This window comes from Planktotalea sp., from assembly GCF_018607965.1.
Classification (GTDB): domain Bacteria; phylum Pseudomonadota; class Alphaproteobacteria; order Rhodobacterales; family Rhodobacteraceae; genus Planktotalea.
This window is the reverse complement of record NZ_JABBAM010000057.1, coordinates 1-5,959: the sequence shown is the minus strand read 5'-3', so window position 1 is coordinate 5,959 and position 5,959 is coordinate 1. Positions and strand designations below refer to the sequence as shown.

General features: G+C 50.3%; 7 protein-coding genes. 5 read left to right on the top strand and 2 right to left on the bottom strand.

Annotated elements, in window-relative coordinates:
* A partial coding sequence (locus tag QZ279_RS05285; RefSeq protein ID WP_293448925.1) for a putative sulfate exporter family transporter occupies positions 1–409 on the top strand: 409 nt, incomplete at its 5' end.
* 75 nt (positions 410–484) lie between these two features.
* Complete coding sequence (locus tag QZ279_RS05280) at positions 485–799, top strand: NIPSNAP family protein (protein WP_293448922.1); 315 nt, start codon at positions 485–487, stop codon at positions 797–799.
* 2 nt (positions 800–801) lie between these two features.
* On the opposite strand, the gene QZ279_RS05275 is transcribed toward QZ279_RS05280, so the two are convergent.
* Both QZ279_RS05275 and QZ279_RS05270 read right to left on the bottom strand, forming a co-directional pair.
* The gene (locus QZ279_RS05275; RefSeq protein ID WP_293448920.1) at positions 802–1,548 is read right to left on the bottom strand and encodes a sulfite exporter TauE/SafE family protein; all 747 of its coding nucleotides are present in this window, start codon (positions 1,546–1,548) and stop codon (positions 802–804) included.
* Positions 1,538–2,458 carry a LysR substrate-binding domain-containing protein gene (locus QZ279_RS05270; protein WP_293448918.1) on the bottom strand — a complete coding sequence of 307 codons (921 nt, stop codon included), beginning with the start codon at positions 2,456–2,458 and terminating at the stop codon, positions 1,538–1,540. The genes QZ279_RS05275 and QZ279_RS05270 overlap by 11 nt, the downstream gene beginning before the upstream one ends.
* Before the next feature lie 156 nt (positions 2,459–2,614).
* Here QZ279_RS05270 and QZ279_RS05265 point away from each other — a divergent pair, with 156 nt between their 5' ends.
* The 3 genes from QZ279_RS05265 to QZ279_RS05255 all read left to right on the top strand — a co-directional run bounded on the left by QZ279_RS05265 (position 2,615) and on the right by QZ279_RS05255 (position 5,666).
* Positions 2,615–3,592 carry a tripartite tricarboxylate transporter substrate binding protein gene (locus QZ279_RS05265; protein ID WP_293448916.1) on the top strand — a complete coding sequence of 326 codons (978 nt, stop codon included), beginning with the start codon at positions 2,615–2,617 and terminating at the stop codon, positions 3,590–3,592.
* A gap of 134 nt (positions 3,593–3,726) precedes the next feature.
* Complete coding sequence (locus QZ279_RS05260) at positions 3,727–4,161, top strand: tripartite tricarboxylate transporter TctB family protein (RefSeq protein ID WP_293448914.1); 435 nt, start codon at positions 3,727–3,729, stop codon at positions 4,159–4,161.
* Positions 4,158–5,666, top strand: a complete 1,509-nt coding sequence (locus QZ279_RS05255) for a tripartite tricarboxylate transporter permease (protein WP_293448912.1) — start codon at positions 4,158–4,160, stop codon at positions 5,664–5,666. Before QZ279_RS05260 ends, QZ279_RS05255 begins: the two co-directional genes overlap by 4 nt.
* The last annotated feature ends 293 nt before the right edge of the window (positions 5,667–5,959 follow it).

Genomic DNA, 5,959 nt, shown 5'->3' with positions numbered 1-5,959 from the left:
CATTTCGTCGGTCTTGCGAAAAAACAAAATACTGGAACGGGATACGGTTTTCACCGTCATCGCTGTGACAGCGTTAAGCACAATGGCGGTGATCATTTACCCGATCAATGCAGACTATGCTGGACTGTCGGACATCGCGACGGGCGTGTTCCCTGGGGAGACGATCCATGACGTCGCACAGTTCGTTGGTGCTAGATATTCCGTGTCCGACCTAACTGGAGAAACGGCAACCTTTGTCAAACTTCTAAGGGTCGCGGTTTTGGTGCCCATCGTTCTTGTCCTATCGATTGTCTTCGCAGAGACACGGGAACCGGGCCAGAAACGCAGCCTACCCATCCCGTTTTTCGTCAGCGGCTTTTCAGCTCTGGTCGTTGCGGAAACTTACGGTTTGGTGCCATCGTCCATATAAGCGGTTTGACTTCTATCCTCGCTATCTTCGCCCTTAATACCATCACACTTTACATCACCTAATTGGAGAAACATCATGTTTGTGGACGAACGCATTTATACACTGCACGCAGGGCAAGTGCCTGTATTTTTAAAATTATACGAAGAAGAAGCAATGGAATGCCAGGTGGAGATTCTAGGTAAAATGGTGGGCTACTACTTTACCGACATTGGGCCGCTGAACCAGATCGTGCATATGTGGGGCTATGACAGTCTTGATGACCGGTTTGAGCGGCGCAAAATGTTGCAGGCCTCGCCGATTTGGCAAAGCTACGCCAAGATAATGCGTCCCTTGGTGGTAAATGTTGAAAATAAACTGCTTGTTCCTGCACCTTTCTTTAAGGTGCCATAGCGTTAGGCAAACAATTCTCGCAGCATGAGAATAAGTCCAGAGATGAACATCAGAGCGATGATCAATCTTCGAAATTGATCATCGTTCAGGCGTTTGAAAATGATGATGCCGATCTGGGCGAATACCATCGTCACTGGCAGCGCGAGGGCGATAAGTTTGAGAACATCCCATGTATAAGCGCCCTTAAATGCGAACACGATTAGGGTAAGACCCAATACTGCAACGTTGAATGGTTGTAGGACCGCGCGCGTCTTGGCCTTCGGCCAAGCGCGCATGGCACACCACATCGTCGGCAATGCGCCTGATAATGATGCGGCACCGCCCAATAGGCCACCCAGAAATCCAACTAAACAATCTGCAATGGGTGTGGGTCGTTCAAATTTTGGTAAAACGCGACGGAAAGAAAAGAAACCACCATAAAGCAACATGAAGCCGGCTATGGTGATTTTCAGCACTTCGACGGGCACGAATGACAAGGCCGCGACACCCAACGGAATACCCGGTAGGGCAGGCATCAAAAACCTCGCAAGCCGCTTTGGCTGATCGACAATGGACTTGCGCACGAGCCAAACACCCTGCAATCCACTGGCTACCGACATCACCACAACCATAGAGACGGCTTGGAGGGGCGGCATGATTTGCAGCCAAAAACCGAGCGCAAAGAGAGCGGTTCCAAATCCAGCTAATCCGTTGATCAGTCCGCCAGATGCGGCCCCGAAGACAAGAAAGACGTAGTATTCAAATGCCATTCTTTGGGCCCATCCTACCCATGTTCAAAGTAAACACCCCGACCTTAACCGCTTGCCGAAGTCGGGCGACGACTTCTTCGATGGCGCGGGTTTTCGCGCTGTCTTGTCGGTGAATTAGCCCGAGTATCCGATGGGGTGCGGTCGGTCCGAGTGGCAGCCGTTTTAGAGGCAAGGGATGCATCACCTGTACGCAACGACGGGGTGCGATCGCAACACCCATATTGCACAAAACCATGCTCGAAATGGCCTCTAGGCCTTCCAGTTCCATAGTGTCGTAAACGTTAATTTTCTGGTCTTGCAGCCACGCTTCGATCATCGACCCGACAACGGCATTACGACTGAACCTGATAAAGGGGTTCTCACGCAGAAGCTGGATGGGGTCGTCAGAAACTGTGTCTTCGGCTGCTAGAAGCTGAAGCTCTTCTTTTGCGATCTCGTTCCAGACTTGGCCTTTCGGGATGTAGGGTGGCTGCGTCAGAATGGCGGCATCAATGCGTCCGCGCTCAACTTGCAGCATCAGGTCATTTGTTAGACCGGGCTGCATATGGACGACGAGCTTTGGGTAAGTTTGTTTTAAGGATGAAACGGTCAGTGGCATCAGTCCGGTCAGCGTTGTTGGAACCGCACCCAACATTAACTCACCGTTCAAGCCGTCATCCTCAAGGACCGAAGGTAAAACGTTGTTGTATTCGGCAATAGCTTTGCGCGCTTTTGCGACAAGCGCACGGCCAATCGGTGTTAATTGAGGTGTACGATGAGAGCGGTCAAATATTTTGACGGCCCATTTATCCTCAAGCACCTTCATTTGCTGGCTGACCGCCGCGTGGGTAATGAAAATAGATTCTGCCGCCGCACTGAACGTGCCATTTTCCTCAATCGCGACAAGGGTCTTAAGCAATCGAATCGTCATGCAAGGCTCTCAAAGTGTAAGTATATGTAACGCAATATGTAAGTATTTGGCGTTTAAATGCAAGATGAACTTACTATACAAAAAGTTAAGAATCCAAATTTGGTTTATGTGATAGTTGCGTCAATGCCGGGTTCGCGAACTTAGAGAGGAATAAAAATGACACGACTGCACAAACGACTTGCGGGTGCCGCACTTGCGATGCTAACCGCGACGGCCGCCATTGCCGATTACCCTGAAAGACCAATTAAAATGGTGATCCCGTATGGTGCGGGCGGTGCCACAGATATTTCCGCGCGCTCCATTGCTGAGCCTTTGGGCGATGCGGTTGGTAAGCCAATTGTGATGGCCAATGTGACCGGGGCAGGCGGGGCGACAGGTTCTGTCGCGGTTCAGAACGCCAAGGGTGACGGCTATACTATGTTGTTTGCGCGTGTGGGTTCTCACTCCGTTAACCCTGCGATGAAAGCAACGCTGCCTTACACATTGAATGATTTTCGATTTGTAACCGTTTATGAAATTAACCCTGTTGCCTGCGCAGTCACGCCAGCATCCGGCATTACAAGCATGGATGAACTTATTGCGAAAGTGAATGAAGGTGGGGTTGCATACAGTTCTTCCGGTGTCGGCTCACTTCTGCATTTGGCAGCAGTAATGGTCCTGAATGAGTTTGGCGTCGAAAACCCGCTTGATCAGGCAACCCATATTCCACAAAAGGGGGGCGGCGCGGCGGCAACTGCAGTTTTGAACGGGACAGTGACATTTATTTGCACAAACTCTTCTGCATTGTCGAGCTTTGTCGCAAATGGGCAACTCGTTCCATTGATGGTTACTACCGCAGACCCTGTCGAAGGTTTTGATGCGCCGTCGGCTGCTTCCTTGGGTAAACCTGCTTTGGAGCAATTGGTCGGTTGGACCGGCATTGCTGGCCCAGATGATCTGTCTGACGATGTTGCTGCGAAATGGGGTGAATGGATGGGCGATGCGACGGCAGATGATACTTTTCGCTCCACCATGGAGGGACGGGGATCTGTCATTCAGTTGATGTCACCAGAAGAGGCGAATGTGTTTATTGAAGGTCAGTACAACACATTCCGCAAATTAGTTGATGATCTTGGTATGCGCATCGAAGGCTGAACGGTCTGAGGTGCCAAATACAATGGTGGCAGAGTTTTCATGTTCTGCCACCATTTGTCTAATTAGAGGGGGCTAAAATGAGCGACCGTGACATTCAATTGCGACTTGGCATTGGGGCGATTGCTGTCTCAGTTTTGTTCATTTTTATTGCCATTCCCGCGTTTGTTTCTGCGCCCAGCAATGTCAGAAACATTGTGTTATCCCCATTATTTTGGCCGTATGCGTTGGCTGGCCTCACTGGATTAACAGGTCTTGGTTTGCTGGCAACAGGCCTCAGAGCCCCCAAACTGGTCAGTAAAGCAGCATCCGACTTTGAAGGTACAAAAGCGGCGTATCTGCGTTTGCTTGGTGCCGCGACCATCATGCTGGTTACCGTTTTCATTATGCCTCGACTTGGTTTGGTCTGGACCGCGATGCTCGTTTTTGTGTCAACTGCATTTCTGGTGCGTACGAGCCACCCCATCACTGCGCTGGTCTGCGCTATTATTATCCCGTTAGTATTATACGCTTTCTTCGCACATGTGGCGGGGGTCGCCATTCCCCAAGGTAATTTTGTGAGGTTGCCATGAGCTTTATTGATGGGCTGTTGGCTGGCCTTGCACTTGTTGCCAATTTAGAAAGTTTCCTTGCGCTTGGCGCAGGTGTGGCAATTGGTGTGGTCGGTGGCGCGATCCCCGGCATGTCGGCCACAATGGCCGTAGCCCTGACGCTGCCCTTTACCTTTGCAATGCAACCCATCACTGGCATTTTGCTTCTCTTAGGCGTTTACAAGGGTGGTATTTTCGGTGGATCCATTCCCGCCATCCTGATCAAAACACCTGGCACGCCTGCGTCTTCGGCAACTGTGCTTGATGGATACCCAATGGCGGAGCAAGGCAAGGCTGGCAAAGCACTGGGAATGGCACTTTGGGCATCATGCACGGCTGATTTGATTTCCAACCTCGCTTTGATATTGTTTGCTGGTTGGCTGGCCTCATTTGCACTTAACTTCGGCCCTCCTGAATTCTTCACCCTGATGCTGTTTTCTTTGACCATCATTGCCGGGGTTTCGGGGAACAGCCTGCTGCGCGGCGCACTCTCAGCTTTGCTTGGTCTCTTCCTCGCAACAATCGGACTTGATCTTGTTTATGGCACGAACCGGTTTACGCTTGGCGATCCAAACATGATGGGTGGCCTCAATTTTATTGCGGTCTTAATTGGTTTGTTTGCTATCCCAGAAATTCTTGCAATGGTTTGGAATCCAAAATCCCATGATCGTAAGTCACGCTCGTTGGGCGATAATTGGGTTACGTTTAAAGAATATAAAGACAGCTTTAAGTCCATTGTCAGAGGCAGCTTCATCGGTGTTTTTCTTGGATCAATCCCTGGCATTGGAGCGGCCCCGTCGGCGTTTCTCTCATATTCCGAGGCACGACGGAAATCGAAAAACAAAGACAACTTTGGTAAAGGTGAAATCGAAGGGGTAGCTGCAGCAGAAGCGGGTAACAATGGTGTTGCAGGGGCCACTCTTATTCCACTGCTCGCACTTGGAGTGCCCGGTGATGTGATTACGGCAATCATCATGGGCGCATTCATGATCCATGGCCTGCAACCGGGTCCAATGATGTTCATTTTAAACGTTGACATCATCTACGGGTTGTTTATTGGCCTGATAGTTAGCTCTGTCTTTTTGTTCTTGATTGGATCAGTGGCAATCCGCGGCTTTAAATACGTGGCGGATATCCCCAGAGGTCTGCTGTTTCCCGGCGTTTTGGTCCTGTGCATCTACGGTGTCTATGCTGTGAACAATAACTTATTCGACATCGGTGTCATGTTTTTAATGGGTTGGGTCGGCTTCTTTATGTTGCGCTACGATATCCCTGCGGCTCCGTTCTTGATCGCTTTTATTCTGGGGCCATTGCTCGAGGACAACTTCCGTCAATCAATGTTGATGAGCGGCAGCTCTCCATTGATCCTGTTTCGCGGTCCAATCACTTGGTTTTTTTGGGGGCTGACCTGCATCACCGTTATCGCAATTATTAGGGCTGGCATTAAAGCCTCACGGGCGGGTACGCATGAAGTGAGTGATACGTGAGCGATGCTGATGTTGGAAAGCTTTGCTCTGACGGTACCGTTGAGGCTCCGTTTGGCGGTCTCAAATAAAGCGGCATGGGCAAAGAGGGCGGCAGCAAATTTTTGGAAGACTACCTATCGGTCAAATACATGTGCGTCGCTGGCTTTGACGACTAGCCCTCTCATAAAACAAAGGAAGAAATGATGCGCGCAGCTGTCGTCAGAGAGTTCAACGAAGACCTTGAAGTGGTCCGGCAAAATCGGACAGCGTGCTAAGGTGTATCCAACCCGAACGAATGGATACGAGAATGACAA

Coding starts and splice junctions, on each gene's coding strand:
- QZ279_RS05270 (WP_293448918.1), bottom strand. CDS start 2,458: ATGACGATTCGATTGCTTAAGACCCTTGTCGCGATTGAGGAAAATGGC.
- QZ279_RS05255 (WP_293448912.1), top strand. CDS start 4,158: ATGAGCTTTATTGATGGGCTGTTGGCTGGCCTTGCACTTGTTGCCAAT.
- QZ279_RS05265 (WP_293448916.1), top strand. CDS start 2,615: ATGACACGACTGCACAAACGACTTGCGGGTGCCGCACTTGCGATGCTA.
- QZ279_RS05280 (WP_293448922.1), top strand. CDS start 485: ATGTTTGTGGACGAACGCATTTATACACTGCACGCAGGGCAAGTGCCT.
- QZ279_RS05275 (WP_293448920.1), bottom strand. CDS start 1,548: ATGGCATTTGAATACTACGTCTTTCTTGTCTTCGGGGCCGCATCTGGC.